Source organism: Micromonospora cathayae (assembly GCF_028993575.1).
In the GTDB taxonomy this organism is placed as follows: domain Bacteria; phylum Actinomycetota; class Actinomycetes; order Mycobacteriales; family Micromonosporaceae; genus Micromonospora; species Micromonospora cathayae.
In genome coordinates, this window is the sequence record NZ_CP118615.1 from 216,935 (window position 1) to 235,467 (window position 18,533).

An 18,533-nucleotide genomic window follows, 5' to 3' on the forward strand; every position below is an offset into this window, starting at 1 on the left:
GGTGGGACGGAGGTGACCCGGCTACCCGAGCCGGCCGACGAGGGACCGCAGCCGGGCCAGGTCCCGCCGCCGCCGCTCGTACGTGGTGGCCAGCCCGATCAGCGCGAAGCCGCCCACGGCCAGGAAGATCCACCGGGGTACCAGATCCCAGCTCCGGATCGCCTCGTGCAACGCGAGCAGGGCCAGCGTGGCCGCCCCGGAGAGCACCGGCGCCTGCCACCGCCGGACCGCCCCGGCCAGTACGACCAGCAGCGCCCCCGCACCGAGCAGCAGCCGCCGCCATGGCTGCGGGTCCGGGGCGAACAGCACCGAGACCAGACTGGGCAGCAGCGCCGCGGCGAGCCCCGGGCCGAGGGCGGGCCAGCTGGTCAGGCCCGTCCGGGTACGCATCGCCACCACCCCGGCCAGCACCGCCAGCGCCGCCGCCGGCAGGGTGTACGCCTCCAGCAGCGCCACCTGACCGGCGGCCAGCAGCAGCCACCCGCCGAACAGCTCACTGGCACCGGCGATGGTCGCGAAGCCCCACCGTCGACCGATGGACTCCCCCGGCCGGAGCGACCGGAGCGCGACCACGGCACCCCAGAGGGTGCAGACCACGGCGGCGTGCCGGAGCGACCCGACGGTCAGCAGCAACGCGGTCAGCGCGACAGCCTGGGCGGACGCGTCCAGCACCAGGCTCTCCCCGGGCCGGCGGCCGGCCAGCCGGGCGGCGGTCACCAGGGCGAGTACCGCCACCGCGAGGACGGCGAACGCGGTGGTCCGCAGCGGTAGGTCGCCGGCGGACGCGGCGGTCAGGGCGAAGCCGGTCGCCGTGAGGGTCGCCACGATCCAGCCGGCCGGACGGACGGCTGCGGACCGCCCGGCCACCCCGACGACCACCGCCGCGACCAGCATCAGTCCCAGCCCGGCGAGGGTGGTGGCCCGGGTCGGGACCAGCCCGGCCAGCCCGGCCCCGACCAGTGGTACCCCGGTCCAGGCCAGCACCGGCCGCACCAGCCACCCGGCCCGGGAACCACCGGGTGCCGGTGCGGGGACGAGCGCGGCGGCCAGCAACACGGCCACGCCGACCAGCAGGGACAGCCCAGGCATGACCGGCCACGGGGCACCGGCCCCGGCGGCCAGCACCGGCCCGGCGAGCGCGACGAGCGGCAGCCCGGCCACCAGCACGGCCGAGCCACCGAGGCCGAAGCGACCGGGGCCAGACCGACCGACGCCAGATCGACCGACGAGGGGCGCGGCCGAAGGGCCGGAACCGGATCGACCGGCCGGGGCGAACGCTGGGCGGTCAGGGCCGGGACCACCGGTCAGGGGCACCAGGGGGCGGTCGGGACCGGAGCGGGCGGCCACGGCCACCGCTGCGAGCAACAGGAGCAGCGCGACGCCGGCAGAGAGGCGGACCGGGGCCAGCCCGGATGGCAGGCCCACCCCGTCCGGAGCGCCGGACCAGACGTCCCCGAGCCAGCCGTACGGGGCGACCAGCACCAGGAACCAGGTCGGGGCGAGCGCCGCCACGGTCACCGCCGCCAGGCCGGCACCGACCATCCGGAGTACGCCGGTCGCGCCGACGACCGATCCGACGGCCGCCACCAGCACCATCGACGCGAGGTACAGCGGCACCGACTCACCGGCCGGTACGACCAGCGGCACGAGCCCGGCCAGCGGGGGCGCCACGGCCAGCGCGCCGACGGCGTACCCCCGCAGGTCCGGCCAGTGGCGACGGACCGCGACCAGGGCGACCGGCAGCAGCCCGACGGCGAGAGCCAGCCCGCGCAGCCGCCACCGGACCGGGGTGTCCAGCCCGATCAGTGTCACCACCACCAGGGCCGGTACGACGAGCACCGCCACCGTCAGCGCCGGGCCGGCCAGTTCCCGCCCCGGACCGGTCAGCCGCCGGCCCCGACCGGCCATCACCAGTCCGGTCAGCAGCAGCCCGGCCAGGACCGCACCGGCCCCCACCGGCGCGGCCATCCCGACGAGCAGGGCGTGCCCGGTCAGCAGTACGCCCCCGGTGGCGGTGAGCACCGGCTGCCATCCGCGCCGACCCGGCCGGAACACCGCCGCCAGCAGCAGCACCACCCCGGCGACCAGGTCCAGGGTCAGCACGGCGGGCCAGGGCGCGGGGTGGACGGCCGGGGTGGCCAGCACGGTGACCACACCGCTGGCGAGGCCGATCGGGAAGCGGGCCGCCCGGGGCGACAGCAGGGCCGCCGCCAGTGCGGTCAGCAGGACCGCGACAGGCAGCTGCCAACCCCAGGAGAGGTCCGGACCGGCCGCCGCGCCCCGCCACGGCGGGGCGGACCGGGCCACCGCGGCGACGGCCAGCACGCCGGTCAGCAGCAGGGCGACCTGGGCCGTCCCGCCGGCCACCACCAACGCGCCGACCCGGGGACCGGTCCGCGTCCGTCCCGGCAGCAGCCGGACCGACCCGGCCGACGCAAGGGCCACCAGCGCCGCCGTGACCAGCAGCATCGACGGGCGGAGTTCGGCCACCGGGCGGAGCACCGCCGCGGCGGCCAGCACCACCAGCAGCCCGGCGGCGATCCCCCGGAACACCGGACCGCCGGCCACCAGCGCCGCCCCGAGCAGGACCGCCCCCACCGCCAGCAGCGGCGCCCCGGCCAGGTAGGCGGTGCCGGCGACCTCCCCCAGCGCCAACGCCACCAGCGCGCAGACCGTGGCCGGGACCATCGCCAGGGCGTACCCGATCCAGGCGACGACCCGGCCGGCGGTGCCCAGCGGACCGGTCACCGGCCGGACGCGCGGCCCCGCCGCACCGGCCTGCCCGACCGGCGCGGCAGCGGAAGCCGGCCCCGCCGGCCCGACCGGCGCGGGCACCGTGGCCGGCCCCGCCACTCCGAACGGCACGGAAGCCGGCCCCGCCTGGCCGGCGGGCGCGGACACGGCGCGTAGGACGCCCAGCACGGCCAGGTCGAGCAGCGCGACCCCGGCGAGGACCATCGCCCAGCCGGCGGCGTCCGGCCGGGCCTCGACGGCGAGCAGCGGCAGCACCGGCTGCACGACGATCAACGCCGTGAACCAGGGCACTGCCAGCCGGGTGAGCAGCCCGTACCCGGCGGCGACCGCCGCGCTGACCCCCCCGGCCAGCGCGACGTACCGGGTGCCCGGCCAACCGGCGACACCGAACAGGTCCACCGTCCACGCGGCGTACCCGTCGAGGAGCACCAGCAGCAATCCGACGGCGGCGAAGGTCTCCGCCGTGCCGCGCAGCCCCCGCCGCGCGACGACCGGTGGCACGGCGAGCGCCAGCGCGGTGAACCCGGCCAGTATCGCCGCCCGGCCCACGATCCCGACCGACGCCCAGGCGACCGCCGTGAAGACGATCGCCGCCGTACCGAGCAGCAGCCCACCGAGAACGAACAGCAGGCCCTGCACGGTCCGGGTCGAGGTCTCCCGGCCGCCGGCCACCACCGGCACCCCCACCGGTGGCCCGACCGGCAGCCGACCGCCCACCGGCGGCACCCCCACCACCGGCCCGACCGGCAACGACCCGACCGGCACCGGCCCGGCAGACGTCGGCCCGACCGGCAGCGGTCCGGCCGGCGTCGGAGCGACCATGCCCGGTCCAGCCGGTACCGGCGCCCGGGGCGGGACCGGCCGGGGCGGGACGGTCCGGGACGCGCGCACCCGCGCCGCCAGTTCCGCCCGCCGCCGCTGCGCCGTGTGCAGCGTCGCACCGAGTTCGAGGTACGTCCGGCGGGCCTGCTCCACCCGGGCGGACAGCACGGGAATCTCGGCGTCGAGGCGGACCACCTCGGCGGCGACCGGGTCGGGTCCCCGGCCGCAGGACCGGCAACCGACGGTCAGGTCGGCCGGTGCCGCGCAACCGGGGCAGGGGTAACCGGTGATCTGCACGCGGCCATCCTGACCTGCGCCGGCAACCGTTGCCCAGAGTGTGCGTACTCAGAGTCGGGTCTGGTCGTGTACCCAGGTCGAGTAGTCGGGGTTTCCGCTCTCCACCCGGGTCACCAGGATCTCCGGTACCTCGTACGGGTGGCTGGCCCGGATCTGGTCGACCAGCGCGACCACCCGGTCCGGGGCGGTCTTGAACTGCACCGACCACTCGGAACTGGTCTCCATCGCGGACTGCCACCAGTAGGTGCTGTCCACCTGACCGCCGACCTGGGCGCAGGCCGCCAGCCGGCCGGCGACCGCGGTGGCCGCCAGCAGGTCGGCTACGGAACGGGCGTCCACCACGGTCGTCACCACGCAGATGTGCTCCACGAGCGCACCCTACGCGCCGACCGGCCCGTCGCGGTCGATCCCGACCGGGTCGTCGCGGCCCGGTTCGGCGGCCGGAGCCGGTTCGGCGGCCGGAGCCGGTTCGGCGGCCGGAGCCGGTTCGTCGCCGGTGGGGTCGGCCACGACCAGCGGACCGTCACCGGCGACGCCGACCGGACCCGGTCCGGCGCGGCCCGGTCCGTCGGCCGGAGCCGGCCCCGTACCGGCGGAGTCGGCTACGCCGTCGCGGTTCTCCGCGATCCAGCCGTCGATCCGCGCCCACCAGTCGAACAGCCAGTCGATGCGTTCCTGCCGCCCGGACGGGATCTCCTCGGGCGGCACCGACCAGAACCGCATCACGATCCGCTTGTCCATCGGCAGTTCCCGCCAGACGTCCGCCACGGTCAGCATCCGGTCCAGCCCGGTGTGCGCCACGAAGATCACCCCGGCGTCGGGGGCCGCCTCCAGGGCGGCGAGCATCCCACCCGGTTGCGGGGCGAGCACGTGCTGCATCTTCTCGGCCCGTAGCGCCATCCGCTCCAGGCCGCGTGAGCGGAGCCGGGCGATGGCCCGCAGCCGGCGACGCGGGGTGAAGTTCCCGCCCTCCGGGAAGATCACGAAGGCGTCGTTGTCGTCCAGGCCGGTGGCGAGGTGCCCGATCTGGTCGGTCACGCTCCCGTCGCGGCGCGCCCCGGGGGCGAGGAACCGGCTCGGCAACCGGTTGAGCAGGACGTCGATGGCCGGATCCCACTGGAGGGTGTCCTTGAGGACGATCCGCGGCTCCCGGTAGAACCAGTTGACCAGCGCGTGGATCAGGATGAACGAGTCACCGGGGCCGGCGTGCCGGCACAGCACCAGCTCCGGCCGGCCGGGCAGCGCGGTGTCCGGGTCGGTGCCGACCACGTCGATGCTCAACCGCAGGGTCCACCGGGCCTGCCAGAACAACACCCGCAGGAACCAGCCGGCGAGCAGGTAGTGGGCGCGCTGGAAGGCCGGGGACCGGGTCCGCCAGCCGAACCCGGAGCCGACCCACAGCCCGAACAGCGCGAGCAGCGCGGCGGCGTCCCACAGCAGGTAGACGTAGCCGATCCAGACCAGTCGCAGCGGGCGCAGCCGACCGGGGACGAACGGCGACAGGGCCGCCGCGACCAGCAGCCAGACCGGCAGCGTGGTGACCACGGTGAACGCCAGCAACACCACGGCGGGCGCGAGCAGGATCCGCCGGACCCACCTCGGGGGCAACGGCATCAGTGGTCCAACGCGGCGAGGTAGTCCCGGGAGGCGGTGTACGCGCGGCTGATCCGCCGGCCCACCGCGGCCATGTCCCGGTACGCCCACGGGGAGTCCTCGCGCGGTTCGAGCCCGCCGGTCGGCAGGACGTGCACCTCCACGCCGGCCGGCAGCGCGGCCAGCTCCCGGGCGAACCGGTGCCGGCGGGCGATCTCGAACGCGACCTGGGCGACCTCCCAGGGCCGGCGGGGCGGGGACAGCTCCCGTTCGATCCGGCCCACCTGGAGGACGAAGATCCGGGCCGCGCCCAGGGTGACCGCCTCGCCGATCGGGATCGAGTTGACGATGCCCCCGTCCACGTAGTGCTGGCCGTCGATCTGGGCCGGTGGCAGCAGCCCGGGTACCGACGCCGAGGCGACCACCGCGGGCACCACCAGCCCGGTGCCGAACCAGTGTTCGGCGGCCCGTTCGATGTTGGCCGCGCAGCACCGGAACGGGACCGCCAGGTCGGCGAAGGTGGTCTCCGCGCCCAGCTCGTTCTCCAGCAGTTTGCGCAGCGGGCGCGGCGAGTGCAGGTGGGTACGGGCGGCGAAGCGGCGCAACTGCCGGGCCACCGAGTCACCGTAGACCTCGCTGGCCTCGGGCGAGGCCCACAGCCGGACCAGCCGGTCGGTGACCGCCTCGGTGGGGTCGGCGGCGACCAGGGCACCGTTGACCGCGCCGATCGAGGTGCCGAGCACCAGGTCGGGACGGATTCCGGCGCGGAACAGGGCACGCAGCATGCCGACCTCGACCGCGCCCAGCACGCCGCCACCACCGAGCACGAACGCCACCGGACCGCCAACCATGGCGTTCATCCTGGCACGGCGACGCCCGTCGCTGGTCACGGCCAATCACCGGGGCACCCTGACGGCAACGGACCGGATACCGTCGGCGAAACCGGCCAGCCGTTGACACGTCGGACACATTCCCGCAACCTGATAGCGCTTCCGACCCGAGGGCAGGTGCGTTCAGAGATGGGGGCGCTGCACGCCGGCAACCTGCTGGCCCGCCGGTACCGGCTCGTCGACCGGATCGGCTCCGGCGGCATGTCGGTGATCTGGCGGGCCCGGGACGAGGTCCTCGACCGGATCGTCGCGGTGAAGGTGCTCGCCCCCTCGCTCGCCGCCGACGCCCGGTTCCGGGACATGGTCCGCGAGGAGGCCCGCGCCGCCGCCCAACTGGTCCATCCGCACGTGACCTCGGTACACGACTACGGCGAGGCGATCGCCCCGGACGGCTCGATCACCTCGTTCGTGGTGATGGAACTGCTCACCGGCGAGGAACTGGAGTACCGGCTCACCGAGGGGCCGCTGCCCTGGGCCGAGGCGGTGGAGATCGGCGCCCAGGTGGCCGACGCCCTCGCCGCCGCCCACCGGCTCGGCATCGTGCACCGGGACATCACCCCCGCCAACGTGATGATGACCCCGGTCGGCGCGAAGGTCCTCGACTTCGGCATCGCCACCCGGATCGGCACCCCGGACGACGACGAGGACGGCGGCACCTTCGGCACCCCCGCGTACGTCGCGCCGGAACGCCTCGACGGCGCGCCCGCCCAGCCGTCCACCGACATCTACTCGCTCGGCGTGCTGCTGTACGAGACGCTGACCGGGCGGGTCCCGTACCCGGCGGAGACCTGGGAGCAGCTCAGCGTCGCGTTGGAGACGACCCGGAGCCCGTCCCTGGCGGACGTGCCGGAGCTGCCGCCGGCCGTGGCGCGGACCTGCCTGCGCTGCCTGTCCCGGGACCCGGCCGACCGGCCGACCGCCCGGCAGGTCACCGAGGCGCTCCGCAAGCAGCTCAGCGCCGAGGCGGCTCCCGCCCAGACGGTCCCGTTGCCGGCGGGCGAGGCGGAGGCGCCGGCCGCCGTACCGCCCGACGGGCCGGCGCGGCCGGTCGGGCGGGTGGCGGTCGCCGCCCCGCCGCCGGCCGGGGACGCGGAGCCGGCCGCCCCGGTCAGCGCCCGCCGGCGGTGGGCGGTCACCCTGGCCGCCGGGGCGCTGGTGCTGCTCGTCGCGGGTGCCCTGGCCTGGCGCGAAGCCCCCGGGACGACGCCCACCACCCCGCAGGTGCAGCCGACCACCGAGGCGGTCGCCGAACCCACCGCGACCGTCACCCGGCCCAGCCCGTCGGCGTCGGCCACCCGTCGCCCGGCCCCCGCGCCGAGCACCCCGGCCGGGACCCCACCCGCCGACGACGGGGAGACGCTGGTCGCCGCCGCGAACCGGCTGGACCAGCTCATCGACGCCGGGGTCAGCTCCGGCGAGATCCGCTCCGACGTCGGCCTGGACCTGGACAACCTGCTGCGCAACCTGACCATGGCGGCAGCCGACGGGCGGGGCGACGTGGCGGAGTCGGTGGCGGAGATGCGGGCGAAGGTCGCGCGGCGGGTCACCGAGGGCGGGATCACCCCCGGGTACGCCCGCCAGCTCGACGCCGCCCTCGAACGGCTCGCCGCAGCCCGGGTCTGAGCCGACCGGGTCTGAGCGGGCCGCGGGTGCCCCCGGCCGGGATCGTCCGCCGGCGGGCTCCAGGCCCGGCCCGGCACCTGGGCGGGCAATCAGCGGCCGGGCCGGCCCCCCGGGGAGGGCTGTCAGCGGGCCGGTACCCGGGCCGACGCGGGACGGCCGGCGGAGGTCGGACGGCCGGCGAACCGCCGGTAGACGGCCTCGTAGCCACGGGCCATCCCGACGGTGGAGAAGTGCTCGGCCACGTGCGCCACGCAGTCCTCCGGCCGCAGCCGGTCCACCTCGCGCAGCGCCGCCGGCAGTTCCTCCGGACGGTCGCAGACCAGCCCGGTCACCCCGGGCCGGACCAGTTCCGGCACCGCCCCCCGGTTGAGCGCGACCACCGGCGTACCGGTCGCCATCGCCTCCACCATCACCATGCCGAACGGTTCATCCCACTGGATCGGCATGATCAGGCAGCGGGCCTCGGCCAGCAGCCGCAGGCAGGTGTCCCGGTCGGCGTTGACCAGCACCCGCACGTCCGGCCCGAGCAGCGGCTCGACCACCTCGGTGTAGTGGCGGCGCTCCCCCGGTTCGGTGCACTTGCCGGCCAGCACCAGTGGCAGTCCGGCCGCCCGGCAGGCCGCGATGGCGACCTCCGGGCCCTTGTCCGGGCTGAACCGGGCCAGCCAGAGCACCGGGCCGGCACCGGGGCTGCGTTTGCGGGGGAAGTCCGCCGTCTCCAGCGCGTTGTGCACCGTCCCGGCCCAGGGCAGGCCCGGGTTCGACCGGCGCTGGGCGTGCGAGATGGCGACCAACCCCACCGACGGGTGGACCAGGCTCAGCACGTCGCCGTACTCACCGACCGGGTTGCCGTGGACGGTGGCGACGGTCGGCACGGTCCGCCGGTCCGCCAGCAGTGGACCGACCGTGGTGTGGTCGTGGACCACGTCGAAGTCCGCCGGGCTGAGCAACCGGTGCACCCGCGCCAGGTGGGCCAGTTCGGGCAGCGACTCGCCGATCCGCTCGTGCTGGAGGTCACCGACCGTCGGGACGTAGTCCGCGTCGGTGCCGTGCCAGCCGCCGGCCCCGAAGAGGGTGACCGCGTGGCCGCCGGCGATCAGGCCGTCGACCAGGCCGGCGACCACCTGTTCCAGGCCGCCGTACCCGGACGGGGGCACCGGATACCACGGCGGCACCAGCATGGCGATCCGCAACGGCTCCCCGCGCTCCCCGAACGAGTGGTCCACGACGATGAGCCCCTCCCCCTGTCAGGTCCGCGCCGGGCGTCTTCCCGCCGCATGCCCGGGTAAACGGAGCGGCGGGCCGGGCCGGGCCCACGACCGGCACCCGGTGCGGGCATCCGAGCGGCGCGGGGCCAGGTGCAGGGGCGGCGCACCGGGCCGGCGGCGGGTGAGCCGCCTCACCCGGACCGGGTGACGTGACGAGGCGACGGCGGGCGACGGAACCGACCCCCTCGGTTCCGCCGCCCGCCGTCGCGGGAGGAGACAGGCTCGGTCAGGACGCTTCGGCGAGCGTCGCGGTGGTGTTGGCGGTCGCGCCGTCCCGGCGGTACTCGATCTGCACCCGGTCGCCGACCTTGCCCGCCTGGACGGCCGCCACCAGGTCGTTCGAGTCGCTGATCGCCTTGTCGCCGAACTTGACGATCACGTCGCCCTGGCGCAGGCCGGCCTTCTCGGCGGCGCTGCCCGGGGTGACCGTCGAGACCAGCGCCCCGCCGTCCTCGGCGACGGTGACGCTCACGCCGAGCGAGGCGTGGCTGACCTTCTCGCCCCGCTGGAGGGCCGCGGCGACGTCCTTGGCCTTGTTGCTGGGGATGGCGAAGCCCACCCCGATGTTGCCGGTGCTCTGCCCGCTGGTGGCGATGGCGGTGTTGATGCCGATCACCTCGCCCCGGGTGTTGACCAGCGCGCCGCCGGAGTTGCCCGGGTTGATCGGGGCGTCGGTCTGGAGCAGCCCGGAGATCGAGCTGGCCCCGGCGCCCGGCTGCTGCTGGCTGCCGGCCTGGATGGTCCGGTCCCGGGCGCTGAGGATGCCGGCGGTCACCGAGCCCTGCAGGCCGAGCGGGCTGCCCAGCGCGAGCACCTGGTCGCCGACCTGCATCGCGTCGCTGTCGCCGAGCTTGGCCGCCTTCAGCCCGGACACGCCGGTCGCCTTCACCACCGCCAGGTCGGTCTTCGGGTCGGTGCCGACGATCTCCGCGTCGGCGGTCTTGCCGTCGGCGAAGACCACCCGGACGGTGTCCCCGCCGGCCGAGGCGACCACGTGGTTGTTGGTCAGCACGTAGCCGTCGGCGGTGAGGATGACGCCCGAGCCCTCGCCGCTGCCGGCCTGGATCGAGACCACGCTGGGCTGGACGGCGGCGGCGATCTTCGGCAGGTCGGCGCTGTCGATCACCGGGGCGGCGGTGTAGGTGCGGGTGGGGCCGGAGTTGTCGGCCAGGGCGAGCGCGAGCGCGCCACCGCCGACACCGGAGCCGAACATCAGGGCCACCACGGCGATCCCGGCGGCGGCGAACTTCGCCACCCGACCCGGCTGCGGACCGGGCCGCTGGCCCGGCCCCTGCGCCCACGGCGGCACCGGCCCGGACCCGCCGGGCGGCACCGGCCCGAACGGCCCCTGCTGCCCCGGGTACCCGGCGTTCCATCCGCCCTGGTTCCCGGGGTACCAGGGGCCGGTCGGGTACCGGCCACCGGGCGGCGGGTAGCCGGGCTGCCCGGACACCTGACCCGGGTAGGGCGGGGCGGACGGCGGGGGGCCGGCCGGCGACCAGCCCTGCGGGGCCCCGGTCGACGGGCCGGACAGGGTGCCGGCGGTCGGGGTGGGGGCGGACGGGGTGCCGGGCCCGGAGCCCTCGATGGGACGGACGATCGCGGTGGGGTCGTCGGCCCGGTCGGCGTACGGGCCAGCCGGAGCGTACGGGTCAGCCGGAGCGGCGGGGTCCGCCGGGCCGGTCGGAGCGGACGGCCCGGTCGCGGTGGGCCCGGTGCCGGGCGACGGGGCGTCCGACGACGGCGCGGTGGCGGACGACGGCGCGGTGGCAGAGGACGGGGCGTACGGCGACGGCGCGGTGGCCGGCGGCGCGGCGTCCGGGGCGTACGGCGACGGCGCGCTCTCGGCGCGGGGCAGCTCGGCGGTGGGATGCGCCGGCTCGGCGTCGGACTGGGCCGGTCGCCGCTGCGGGTCGGTCTCGTACTCGGTCATGTGTCTACCTTGCCCCCGTGGACTGCGTTCAGCCTGGAACCAACCTGGATGTTGCCTGAAAATCACTGCGTGTCGATCACTGCGGGGCCGTCGGCGGGTCCGCCGGCGGGGCCGTCGGCCCGGCCGCCTCCTCCGGGTCGCCGGCCGGCTGCCCCTCACCCACCGGGAGCAACGGCAGCCGCACCTGGAAGGTCGCGCCACCGCCCGGGGTGGGCACCACCTGGACGGTGCCCTGGTGCACCGCGACCAGCGCGGCGACGATGGCCAGGCCGAGACCGGTGCCGGTCACCCCACCGGCCCGGCGGGTACGGGCCGCGTCGGCCCGGTAGAACCGCTCGAAGACCCGCTCGGCCTGCTCCGGGGAGAGCCCGGGACCGGTGTCGGCCACCTCCACCAGCGCGGTCCGCTCCCCGTCGGTGCAGAGCCGCAGGGTGACCGACGCCTCCGGCGGGGTGTGGGTCAGCGCGTTGGTCATCAGGTTCCCGATGATCTGCCGCAGCCGGGCGTCGTCGCCCTGCACCACCAGCGGACCGGAGCCGGGGGTGATGTCCAGTTCGATCCGGCGGTCCGGGGCGACCACCCGGGCGGCCTGCACCGCGTCGGCGGCGAGCACCGGCAGCTCGACCGGGGCCAACGACAGCGGCCGTTCCCGGTCCAGCCGGGCGAGCAGCAGCAGGTCCTCCACCAGCAGCCCCATCCGGGCCGCCTCGTCCTCGATCCGGCGCAGCAGGCCGGCGGTCTCCTCGGGGGCCCGGGCCGCGCCCTGCCGGTACAGCTCGGCGAAGCCCCGGATGGTGGTGAGCGGGGTGCGCAGCTCGTGCGAGGCGTCCGCGACGAACTGCCGCATCCGTTCCTCGGACCGGATCGCCCGCGCCTCGGACGCCTTCGCCGCCTCGGCCGCGTCCCGGGCGGCGGCCTCGGCCCAGCGGGCGGCGGCCTCCGAGGCGGCCCGGGCCCGGAAGGCGGCCTCGATCTGGGCGAGCATCGCGTTCAACGCCCGGGACAGGCGACCCAGCTCCGAGCTGGGGCACTCCTGTCCGCTCTCCGGGTCGGGCACCCGCCGGGTGAGGTCACCACCGGCGATCGCCGCCGCCGTCCGTTCGATCTCCACCAGCGGCTTCAGGCTGGTCCGCACGATCGCCGCCCCGATCGAGGCGAGCAGGACCAGCACCGCCCCGCCGACCAGCATGTCGATCCAGACGAGCTGCTTGACCGCCCGGTCGACGTCGGTGAGGTTCTGCCCGACCGCGAGCACCCGGTTGTCGGGCAGCTCGACGTAGATCATCCGCCACCGGATCGAACTCTCCCGCGCCGGCGCGTTGAACGGCTCCCCGACCTTCTGCTGGAAACCGGCCAGGTCCGACGGGAACGTCGGCAGGTCGTCCAGGCTGAGGTTGATCCGGTCGTACGCGGCGATCCGCGCGCGCTGCGGGTCGGCCAGCGCGACCACGTAGTCGGTGGGGGCGGCGGCCTTCACGTACCCCTGGTCGAGTTCGGGCAGCCACGCGGTGATGCCGTCGCCGTACGTCCGCAGTTCCGCGTCGACCTGGTCGACCAGGTAGCTGCGGAGGAAGAACGTGGTCAGCGAGCTGATCACCAGCAGCGCGGCGGCCACCAGGGCGAGCACCGCCGCGACCAGCTTGACCCGCAGCGGTACCGACCGCAGTCGCCCCTTCGCCTGGTCGACCGCGTTCACGCCGCCGGCTTGCGGAGCACGTAACCGACCCCACGCAGGGTGTGGATCAGGCGCGGCTGGGTGTTGTCGACCTTCCGTCGCAGGTACGAGATGTACGACTCGACGATGTTGTCGTCGCCCCGGAAGTCGTAGTTCCACACGTGGTCGAGGATCTGCGCCTTCGACAGCACCCGGTTGGCGTTGAGCATCAGGTACCGCAGCAGCTTGAACTCGGTCGGTGAGAGCTGCACCCGCTGGCCCGCCCGGTGCACCTCGTGGGTCTCCTCGTCCAGCTCCAGGTCGGCGAAGGTGAGCCGGGACGGGGCGTGCTCACCGGTGACCGTACGCCGCAGCACCGCCCGGATCCGGGCGGTCAGCTCCTCCAGGCTGAACGGCTTGGTGACGTAGTCGTCGCCGCCCAGGGTCAGCCCCCGGATCTTGTCGTCGGTGGCGTCCCGGGCGGTGAGGAAGACCACCGGTGTCCGGGTACCGCCCTCGCGGAGCATCCGGATCACCTCGAAGCCGTCCAGGTCGGGCAGCATCACGTCGAGGACGACCAGGTCGGGGCGGTGGTCCTTGGCGGCGTTCAGCGCCGCGCTGCCGCTGGTCGCCGTCGCCACGTCGAAGCCGGCGAAACGCAGGCTCGCGGAGAGCAGCTCGAGGATGTTCGGGTCGTCCTCGACGACGAGCAGTCGCGCCTCGGTCTGGGTAGGGGCCATGCCCGCCATCATCCGTGACGTCGCTGCGCCAGCGCTGGACGCTTCCTGCAAAAACCCTGAAAGCCCGGGGTGTCGGTTTGGCAGCGGGCCAGCGGCCACTCTGCCACAGCACCCCCGGGTGCGGGCCACCGCCGCGACAGCGACGCGGGGCCGGCCACCGCCGCGACGGACGCGGAGTGCCGGCTACCGCCGCAGTGGGGTCAGCCGCAGCGCGGACTCGGCGGTGCGGGCCAGCCGCCGCCGGTCCGCCTCCGGGGTGGGGTGCAGGGCCGCGCCGACCGCCACCTGGACCACCAGGTCCCGGGCGGCCAGCACCCGGCGCACCGACCGCCAGAGGTTCGCCTCGCCGACGAACGCGGGGGCGGTGGTCGGCGTCCCGGTGCCGGCACAGCGGTAGCTGATCCGGACCGGCACCACGGCCGCACCGGCGTCGACGGCGGCCTGGAACATCGCCGCCCGGAAACCACGCCGGGGCGGTACGTGGGCCGGGTCGGCGCTGCCGCACCAGGTCGTACCCTCCGGGTAGACCGCGACCGTGCGGCCGGCACGCAGCAGGTCGGCGACCCGGCGGACGGTCGCCGGCAGCTCGCGCGGCCGGGACCGGTCGACGAAGACGGTGCCGGCGGCCCGGGCGATCGGCCCGACCAGCGGCCAACCGCGCACCTCCCGCTTGGCGACCATCCGGGCCGGGCCGAGCGCCAGCAGCGCCACCACGTCCAGCCAGGACACGTGGTTGGCGACCAGCAGCGCCGGCCCGCGCGGCGGCCGGCCCCGCACCACCAACCGCGCACCGCACGCCCGGGTGGTCCCCCGTGCCCAGGCCCGACCGCCGGCCCGCCGGGCGTCCGGCGGCAGCAGCGGGTACGCCGCCGCCAGCACCGCCCCGGCCAGCAGCATTCCGAGTACGGCCAGCAGTCGCGCCACCTGCCGGGCGGCCGGCACGGCGGGCACCTGCCCGGCCGCCGGTAGGCAGCCCTCGCCGCACCCGGAGAGCGGCCGCCACAGGTCCGCCCCGACCGTGCTCACGCGGACGTCCCGAGGAAGTGCCGCAGGTGACGCGGGTTCATCCGGTCCAGGCTGAGCAACACGTAGAAGTCGGCGACGGCGAAGTCCGGGTCGTAGGCCGGTTCACCGCACACCCAGGCACCCAGTCGCAGGTACCCGCGCAGCAACGGCGGCATCGCCGGCCGCTCGACACCGGTCACCGGAGCCGGCCCGACGGTCACCGACCCGGCAACGGACGACCCGGCGGTCACCGGACCGGCTACGAACGGCCCGGCGGTCAGCGACCCGGCGGCGGACGGCTCGGCGAACCAGGGTCGGTGCGGTCGGACCCGCAGCGGCGGCGGCGCGAGGTGTCCCTCCCGCACCCTCGCCCACACCTCGGCGGCGGTACGACCACCGTCGGCGACCGGCACCGAGGCACAGCCACCGAGCCACCGGGAGCCGCGCAGGTGCAGGTAGCGGGCGATCCCCGCCCACATCAGGTTGATCACCGCACCGGAGCGGTGGGCAGGGTGGACGCAGGTCCGCCCCGCCTCGACCAGGGTGTCCCGGAGCGGGTCGAGCGCGGTCAGGTCGAACTCCTGGTCGGCGTAACGCCGGCCGGTGCGTCCCGGCGGCAGCAGCCGGTACGTGCCGACCACCGCCCCGGTCCGCTCCTCCCGGACGATCAGGTGGTCGCAGAAGGGGTCGAGGTCGTCGACGTCCAGGCCGGTGGCGGCCGGGCGCAGGACGGCCCCGAGTTCGGTGCCGAAGACCTCGTGCCGCAGCCGTTGGGCGGCTGCCACCTCGGCCGGATCATCGGCGATGTGCAGGGTGTAGCCGCTGGTCGTCAGGGGTGCGCCAGCGGTGGGCAGAACGGCCATGAGCACTGTGTAGGCGGTCGGGGTTGCCGCTTACCGGTTCGGCGGGTGTCGATCCGGTGAACGCCGGTCGCATCCCTGCCGACGCGCGTGGCAGGCTGCCGGGAGGCCCGGCGACGACGCCCGGCCCGGGTCGACCGGAAGGGTGCTCGGATGATCATCGAGGCGCGGTTCAACGGGCCGCCCGGCTCGGGCAACGGTGGTTGGAGCGCGGGCGTCTTCGCCGCCGCCGCCGAGATCGCCGCCGCCAGGTCCGGTGCCGCCGCAACCGGTGCGGTCAGGGCCGGTGACGCCGAAACCGGTGACGCCAGGTCCGGTGACGCCGCAACCGGTGCCGGCGGGACCGGTGAGGTCAGGGCAGGTGACGTCGACGGTGGGGCGGCCGGTGGTGCCGTCGAGGTGACCCTACGGCGACCGCCACCGCTGGCGGTGCCGCTGGCCGCCGTGCCCTCGGCCGCCGTCCCGGGCCGGTACGAGATCCACGGTCCGGACGCGACGGTGATCGCCCAGGTCGACCGGGTGACGGAGTTCACGCCGGTCGTGCCGGGCGTGGATCTGCCCGCCGCGACGGCCGCCGCCGGCCGGTACCCCGGCTTCACCGACCATCCGTTCCCGGGCTGCTACGTCTGCGGCCCGGACCGTCCCGACGGGTTGCGGATCTTCCCCGGCCGGCTCCCCGACGGCCGGACGGCGGCCCCGTTCCGGGTACCGGACGAGGTCGTTCCGGCAACGGTCTGGGCTGCGCTGGACTGCCCCGGCGGCTGGGCGGTGATCGCACCCGGCCGCCCGTACGTGCTCGGCCGGATCGCGGTGACGGTCGCCGCGCTGCCCCGCCCCGGCGAGGTGTGCGTGGTCACCGGTGCGGCAAGCGGCGGCGAGGGACGTAAGGCGCTGGTCCACTCCAGCCTGTACGGCCCGGACGGCACGCTGCTGGCGCACGCCCGCGCCACCTGGATCGCGCTCCCGCCCGAGTGACCGACCGGCCGGCCCGCCCGCCCCGGCCCGCCCGCCCGAGTGACCGACCGACCCGCCCGCCCCGGCCCGCCGGCTCGACCCGGCCCGGCGGACTGCCCGCCCCGCCCGGCTGACCGTTCCGGCCGGTCGACCGGCCCGGTCGTTCTCGGCCCGGTCTCGTCCCTGGGGATGATCCGCTCCTGCCTGAGACGGAGACGGATCTCGGAGTACAGCTTTATTGACCTTGCCCCGCGCACCCGTCACGCTGTGTGACGGCGCTACCGGGCGCCAAGGGAGGAGAAGAATGTCTGACGGGCAGCGGAGCCCCGCCGACGAGGGCCGGATCGTGGTGTCCGGCCTGACGAAGCAGTATCGCACCGTGCGCGCGGTCGACGACCTGTCGTTCACCGTCGCGCCGGGGCGGGTGACCGGCTTCCTCGGCCCGAACGGCGCCGGCAAGACCACCACGTTGCGGATGCTGTTGAACCTGGTCACGCCGACCTCGGGCACGGCGACCATCAGCGGCGTACGGTACGCCGACCTGACGCAGCCGTTGCGGCACGTCGGCGCGGTGCTGGAGGCGTCCAGCGCGCACAAGGGCCGGACCGGGATCAACCACCTGCGGGTGATCTGCGCGGCGGCCGGGCTGCCACGGCAGCGGGCCGACGAGGCGCTGGCGATGGTCGGTCTGACGCCGGCCGCGACGCGCAAGTTCAAGGGGTACTCGCTGGGCATGAAGCAGCGGCTCGGCATCGCCGCCGCGATGCTCGGTGACCCCCGGGTGCTGATCCTGGACGAGCCGGCCAACGGGCTCGACCCGGAGGGCATCCGCTGGATGCGCGGGTTCCTCAAGGACCTCGCCCGGCAGGGGCGGACCGTGCTGGTCTCCAGCCACCTGCTCTCCGAGATGCAGCTCCTCGCCGACGACGTGGTGATCATCGCGGCCGGCCGGCTGGTGCGGCAGGGGCCGGTGGACGAGGTGGTCGGCTCGATGGCGCAGGGCGGCCGGGTGCGGGTGCGTACCCCGCAGGCCGAGGAGCTGACCACCGCGTTGCGGGAGCTGTCGGCGACGGTCGAGCCGGACGGGCACGGCGCGCTGCTGGTCACCGGCGCGGACGCCCCGGCGGTCGGCCGGGCCGCCCTGGCCGCCCGGGTCGAACTGCACGAACTGACCCCGGAACGGCCCGACCTGGAACGGGTCTTCCTGGACCTGACGGCCGGAAAGGCGGGCATCCGATGAACCTGGTCCGATCCGAGCTGCTCAAGATCCGTACCACCAGCACCTGGTGGCTGCTGGCGATCGGCGCGTTCGGGGCGGTGGCCCTGGCGTTCGCGTTCAACGCCTGGATCGCCCACACCGCCCTCTCCGGCGACGCGACGAACGTCGGGCTCAGCCCGGAGGAGGCGGCGGCCCAGAACGACGTGGCCGGGCAGGCGGCCAACCTCTACACCTCCGGCCAGTACTTCGGCCTGCTCTTCGTGATGCTGATCGGCATCCTGATGGTGACCAACGAGTTCTTCCACCAGACGGCCACCACGACCTTCCTCAGCACGCCGCGCCGCACCTCGGTGATCTTCAGCAAGCTGCTCGCGGCGTCCGCGGTCGGTTTCGTGTTCTGGCTGGTGACCACGGTGGTCGACCTGGTCGCCGGGGCGGTCTTCCTGACCCTGAACGACTACGGCACCCAGCTCGGCGAGTGGGAGGTGCACCGGGCGCTGCTGCTCAACCTGCTGGCGTACGCGATCTGGACGGTCCTCGGGGTCGGTATCGGCACGCTGATCACCAACCAGCTCGGCGCGGTGATCACCGCTTCGGTGGTCTACCTGGTCGGCACCCAGGTCGTCGGCCTGCTCTTCCTGCTGCTGTCCAACCTGCTCAAGAGCGAGAGCGTGCTGGAGTGGCAGGTGCTCTGGCCGGCGGTCGCCTCCCAGGTGATGATCAGCGGCATCGACTCACCGATGCTGCCGCCGTGGTGGACCGGTGCCCTGGTGCTGGTGGGGTACGCGGTCGCCGCCGGTCTGGCCGGCATCATGATCACCCGCCGGCGGGACATCTCCTGACCGATCGGGGGGCGCCGCGCGGCCGGCTGCGGTTGCGGCCTCGGCTTGCCTCGGCGGCCGGCTGCGGTCGCGCGTCGCC

At 75.5% G+C, this 18,533-nt stretch carries 13 protein-coding genes and 1 pseudogene; 4 read left to right on the forward strand and 10 right to left on the reverse strand.

Features of this window, described 5'->3' with window-relative positions:
• Positions 1-21: 21 nt before the first annotated feature.
• From PVK37_RS01005 to PVK37_RS01020, 4 genes and pseudogenes are all read right to left on the reverse strand, one after another.
• Positions 22-3,873, reverse strand: coding sequence for an SCO7613 C-terminal domain-containing membrane protein (locus PVK37_RS01005; RefSeq protein ID WP_275031780.1), 3,852 nt, complete (start codon positions 3,871-3,873; stop codon positions 22-24).
• Positions 3,874-3,921: 48 nt separating this feature from the next.
• A complete protein-coding gene (gene cutA / locus PVK37_RS01010; protein ID WP_275031781.1) occupies positions 3,922-4,242 on the reverse strand; it encodes a divalent-cation tolerance protein CutA in 321 nt (106 codons plus the stop codon).
• 237 nt (positions 4,243-4,479) lie between these two features.
• Positions 4,480-5,487: pseudogene (locus tag PVK37_RS01015) on the reverse strand (1-acyl-sn-glycerol-3-phosphate acyltransferase); the annotation flags it as partial.
• Positions 5,487-6,317, reverse strand: a complete 831-nt coding sequence (locus PVK37_RS01020) for a patatin-like phospholipase family protein (protein ID WP_275031782.1) — start codon at positions 6,315-6,317, stop codon at positions 5,487-5,489. The pseudogene PVK37_RS01015 and the gene PVK37_RS01020, both read right to left, overlap by 1 nt.
• 156 nt (positions 6,318-6,473) lie before the next feature.
• On the opposite strand from PVK37_RS01020, the gene PVK37_RS01025 reads away from it, so the two are divergent.
• Positions 6,474-7,979: a serine/threonine-protein kinase gene (locus PVK37_RS01025; RefSeq protein ID WP_275031783.1), complete on the forward strand. Its 1,506-nt coding sequence runs from the start codon at positions 6,474-6,476 to the stop codon at positions 7,977-7,979.
• A gap of 122 nt (positions 7,980-8,101) precedes the next feature.
• On the opposite strand, the gene PVK37_RS01030 is transcribed toward PVK37_RS01025, so the two are convergent.
• From PVK37_RS01030 to PVK37_RS01055, 6 genes are all read right to left on the reverse strand, one after another.
• A complete protein-coding gene (locus PVK37_RS01030) occupies positions 8,102-9,160 on the reverse strand; it encodes a glycosyltransferase family 4 protein (protein ID WP_275035316.1) in 1,059 nt (352 codons plus the stop codon).
• 313 nt (positions 9,161-9,473) lie between these two features.
• A complete protein-coding gene (locus tag PVK37_RS01035) occupies positions 9,474-11,180 on the reverse strand; it encodes a S1C family serine protease (protein WP_275031784.1) in 1,707 nt (568 codons plus the stop codon).
• A 76-nt stretch (positions 11,181-11,256) separates the two neighbouring features.
• Positions 11,257-12,876, reverse strand: coding sequence for a HAMP domain-containing sensor histidine kinase (locus PVK37_RS01040; RefSeq protein ID WP_423790979.1), 1,620 nt, complete (start codon positions 12,874-12,876; stop codon positions 11,257-11,259).
• Entirely contained in the window at positions 12,873-13,574 is a 702-nt protein-coding gene (locus PVK37_RS01045) for a response regulator transcription factor (protein ID WP_275031785.1), read from the reverse strand. Before PVK37_RS01045 ends, PVK37_RS01040 begins: the two co-directional genes overlap by 4 nt.
• Before the next feature lie 183 nt (positions 13,575-13,757).
• Positions 13,758-14,600: a lysophospholipid acyltransferase family protein gene (locus tag PVK37_RS01050; RefSeq protein WP_275031786.1), complete on the reverse strand. Its 843-nt coding sequence runs from the start codon at positions 14,598-14,600 to the stop codon at positions 13,758-13,760.
• Positions 14,597-15,442, reverse strand: coding sequence for a GNAT family N-acetyltransferase (locus PVK37_RS01055; protein WP_275031787.1), 846 nt, complete (start codon positions 15,440-15,442; stop codon positions 14,597-14,599). The genes PVK37_RS01050 and PVK37_RS01055 overlap by 4 nt, the downstream gene beginning before the upstream one ends.
• Positions 15,443-15,592: 150 nt before the next feature.
• Here PVK37_RS01055 and PVK37_RS01060 point away from each other — a divergent pair, with 150 nt between their 5' ends.
• The 3 genes from PVK37_RS01060 to PVK37_RS01070 all read left to right on the forward strand — a co-directional run bounded on the left by PVK37_RS01060 (position 15,593) and on the right by PVK37_RS01070 (position 18,454).
• Positions 15,593-16,414 (forward strand): hypothetical protein, encoded by an 822-nt coding sequence (locus tag PVK37_RS01060; protein WP_275031788.1) that lies wholly within the window; start codon positions 15,593-15,595, stop codon positions 16,412-16,414.
• Between the two features lie 283 nt (positions 16,415-16,697).
• Positions 16,698-17,633, forward strand: a complete 936-nt coding sequence (locus PVK37_RS01065) for an ABC transporter ATP-binding protein (protein ID WP_275031789.1) — start codon at positions 16,698-16,700, stop codon at positions 17,631-17,633.
• A complete protein-coding gene (locus PVK37_RS01070; RefSeq protein ID WP_275031790.1) occupies positions 17,630-18,454 on the forward strand; it encodes an ABC transporter permease subunit in 825 nt (274 codons plus the stop codon). Before PVK37_RS01065 ends, PVK37_RS01070 begins: the two co-directional genes overlap by 4 nt.
• Positions 18,455-18,533: the final 79 nt, after the last annotated feature.

What these genes read in the sequence shown, in the direction of transcription:
- PVK37_RS01030 (WP_275035316.1), bottom strand. Translation starts at nt 9,160, where the DNA reads ATGCTGGTGCCGCCGTGGTATCCGGTGCCCCCGTCCGGGTACGGCGGC.
- PVK37_RS01020 (WP_275031782.1), bottom strand. Translation starts at nt 6,317, where the DNA reads ATGGTTGGCGGTCCGGTGGCGTTCGTGCTCGGTGGTGGCGGCGTGCTG.
- PVK37_RS01035 (WP_275031784.1), bottom strand. Translation starts at nt 11,180, where the DNA reads ATGACCGAGTACGAGACCGACCCGCAGCGGCGACCGGCCCAGTCCGAC.
- PVK37_RS01060 (WP_275031788.1), top strand. Translation starts at nt 15,593, where the DNA reads ATGATCATCGAGGCGCGGTTCAACGGGCCGCCCGGCTCGGGCAACGGT.
- PVK37_RS01070 (WP_275031790.1), top strand. Translation starts at nt 17,630, where the DNA reads ATGAACCTGGTCCGATCCGAGCTGCTCAAGATCCGTACCACCAGCACC.
- PVK37_RS01045 (WP_275031785.1), bottom strand. Translation starts at nt 13,574, where the DNA reads ATGGCCCCTACCCAGACCGAGGCGCGACTGCTCGTCGTCGAGGACGAC.
- PVK37_RS01055 (WP_275031787.1), bottom strand. Translation starts at nt 15,442, where the DNA reads ATGGCCGTTCTGCCCACCGCTGGCGCACCCCTGACGACCAGCGGCTAC.
- PVK37_RS01065 (WP_275031789.1), top strand. Translation starts at nt 16,698, where the DNA reads ATGTCTGACGGGCAGCGGAGCCCCGCCGACGAGGGCCGGATCGTGGTG.